Origin of the sequence: Roseomonas sp. TAS13 (assembly GCF_001950415.1) — a bacterium.
Classification (GTDB): Bacteria; Pseudomonadota; Alphaproteobacteria; order Acetobacterales; family Acetobacteraceae; genus Roseomonas; species Roseomonas mucosa.
This window is the reverse complement of the sequence record NZ_BDLP01000495.1, coordinates 1-2,651: the sequence shown is the minus strand read 5'-3', so window position 1 is coordinate 2,651 and position 2,651 is coordinate 1. Positions and strand designations below refer to the sequence as shown.

The 2,651-nt window shown below is 73.7% G+C and carries 2 protein-coding genes and 1 pseudogene; 1 reads left to right on the top strand and 2 read right to left on the bottom strand.

What is annotated here, in order from left to right; translation table 11 throughout:
• Positions 1 to 89: 89 nt before the first annotated feature.
• Both ROTAS13_RS22670 and ROTAS13_RS22665 read right to left on the bottom strand, forming a co-directional pair.
• Positions 90 to 1,064, bottom strand: a complete 975-nt coding sequence (locus ROTAS13_RS22670) for a succinylglutamate desuccinylase/aspartoacylase family protein (protein ID WP_075823515.1) — start codon at positions 1,062 to 1,064, stop codon at positions 90 to 92.
• Between the two features lie 20 nt (positions 1,065 to 1,084).
• Entirely contained in the window at positions 1,085 to 1,849 is a 765-nt protein-coding gene (locus ROTAS13_RS22665) for a DsbA family protein (protein WP_083755681.1), read from the bottom strand.
• Between the two features lie 421 nt (positions 1,850 to 2,270).
• On the opposite strand from ROTAS13_RS22665, the pseudogene ROTAS13_RS22660 reads away from it, so the two are divergent.
• Positions 2,271 to 2,651, top strand: a pseudogene (locus ROTAS13_RS22660) (hypothetical protein); the annotation flags it as partial.

Below are 2,651 nucleotides of genomic sequence, written 5' to 3'. Positions count from 1 at the left end.
CAGCGAAGGGGAGGTCCAGGACCCTCAGGGTCCTGGCGGAGTGGGGGGTTTGGGGGCGAGGCGGAGCCTTGCCCCCAAGGCGCGCCCCTTTATCGTTCAGCGCAGCACCGTGCCGCGAGCCGGACGGCGGTATGCCCCCGCAGCACCCGGGGGCTGGGCATCACCAGCAGGCAGTCGTCATGGGGGGTGCGGATCTCCTCCTCCCCGTCGAGGGCGATCAGCGTGTTCCGGCGCGGGATGACCGTGCCGCCGCGGAAGCTCTCGGTGAAGGCGAAGCCATGCCGCCGCGCCGTCACCGTGCGGGTCACGCGCCAGAGCGAGGCGTCCGGAGCCGGTCCGGACAGCACCGTGCCGGGCATGGCCGGCTCCAGCAGGCCGAGGCGCCGCAGCAGGGCGCGCCCGCAGCGGTCCAGCAGTTCCGGCGTCCCCGGCTCCCAGTGCGCGCCGCCTTCCACCAGCAGCCCGCAGGCGCTGGAGGCGGGGTCGCGGAAGCGCGGATAGTCGATCAGCCGCAGCCCGTCCGCATGCCCGTCATCGGCCACCACCACCGGCGGCGTGCCCAGCGACAGCGCCAGCGCCTGCGCCCGGACGGAACGCCCGACCAGCAGCAGCGGATCGGAGGGCCAGAGCATCGAGTGCAGGTCGAGCAGCACGTCGGCGCTCGCCACCAGCGGCCGCAGCTCCCGCGCCCGGGCAAGTTCCAGCGAGGTGCGGGGCCCGTCCAGCACATGCGGCGCCCAGACCCGGTTGAGATCCTCCTCCACGAAGCGCGACATGGTGGGATCCTCCGGATCGAACCGGGCGAAGGCGTCGAGATTCGCGAAGACCAGGCTCAGCCGCCCGATGCGGGGCCGCAGCCCCTGCCGAAGCCATTCCGCCAGCACGATGGCCCCGGCGATCTCGTTGCCATGGACCAGGGCGGTGACCACCACATGCGGCCCCGGCCGCGCCGCGCCAAAGGACCAGGCGCCCGGCAGCAGGTTGCCCGCCAGGAACGGGGCGAGGTCCGGCACCGGCAGCTGCACCGGAAAACGCGCAAGCAGGCCTCTCAGCCCGATCTGCATTCCCCCCCTCGCCCCCTCCCTCAGCCGCGCCCGCGCGCCTGCGTCACGAGGCGCCGCAGCGTCGTCAGGTCCACCGCCCCCGGCACCAGCGTGTCGCCGATCACCAGCGCCGGCGTGCCCTCGATCGACAGGGCCTGGGCCAGCCGCAGGTTCTGCTGCAGCCGCGCCTCGATGGCCGGGTCGTCCATGTCGCGCCGCATCCGCGCCCAGTCGAGGCCGAGCTTCTGCGCCTCCGCCTGCAGCACCGCCTCGGTCGGCTCCGCACGAAGCTGCATCAGCCGGTCGTAGAGCGGCACGAACTTCTCCTGCCGCTGCGCCGCCAGCAGGGCACGGGAGGCCAGCACGCTGTTCGGACCCAGAATCGGGATCGCCTTCATCACCACGCGCAGCTTGCCGTCCTGCGACAGCAGCTCCTGCATGGTCGGTGCCAGCGCCTTGCAATAGCCGCAGCGGGGATCGAAGAACTCCACCACCGTCAGGTCCCCGGCCGGGTTGCCTTTCACCGGATCGGCCGGATCGCGCAGCAGGGCCGCCGCCTGGGCCTGGATGGCATCGCGGCGGCCACGCTCCTGCTCCGCCTGTTGCGACTGCTGCATGGCCGCCACGGCATCGCGCAGGATGGTCGGGTCGGTGCGCAACGCCTCGCGCAGGATGCGCACGATCTCCTCGCGCTGTGCCGGGGTGAAGGGCGCCTCCTCCGCCCGCGCGGCCGCGAAGGGTGGCAGGGGCGCGGCCACAAGGCCGGAAAGGGCCAGGAACAGGCCGGCGGCGATCCGTGTCCGCATGAATCATGTCCTTCCGAGACGCGCGTCGCGCGGTTCCGATCCGGGCAGGTGCCATCCCCGGGGCCCACCCGGCAAGCCGGGCCCGCCACCCCACGGCCCGATCCATCATCCGGCCCGATGGCCGAACCCGTGACCCTTGGCCGCACATCGTCCGGGGAATCGGCGGCCACGGCAAGCGCGCCCGCGCGCGACATGTCGATTCAGCAACGGGACCTGCCCGGTTGCCGCTGGATGGGAAGGCGTTTAAGGCGCCATTCGTGTTCCAGGGGCGCGGCGGCCCTCCGCGGGCATGGGAAGCCGCGGCGGTGGCATCCGGAAAGCCCTGGAGGAGGCCCCCGGCTTCCCCTTATGGGGTGGCCGGTGGCCTCCGCCATTGCCACAGCCCACCCGTCGAGCCGGCGGGCCGAACCGGTCAGGGAGATTGGACAGCAGCATGGTCACGGCGGTGCAGAACGAGGCCGGTACGGGCCGGACGGATGACGCCCAGCCCCATTGGGCCCAGCCCCGCCGGCAGGCCGGGCGGCCGGAGGGCGGGCGCCGGATGCGCGGCCTTGGCCAAGACTCCATGGACCGGGGCTCCAAGGGTGGCACCCGGGGTGCCTCCCCCGCCCGGGCGCTGTGCCTGGGCCTCGCCGCCAGCCTGGCCCTGTCCGGCTGCTCGACCGTCGACCGGGTCAGCCAGAGCCTGGGCCTGACCGGCGGGGCGCAGCCCGGCGACCCGGGCTACGTCAGCGGCTTCCTCGGCGGCGCGGCGGCGGACGACCCGCGCGCGGTGCTGGTGGCGCGCGACGTCCTTTCGCGC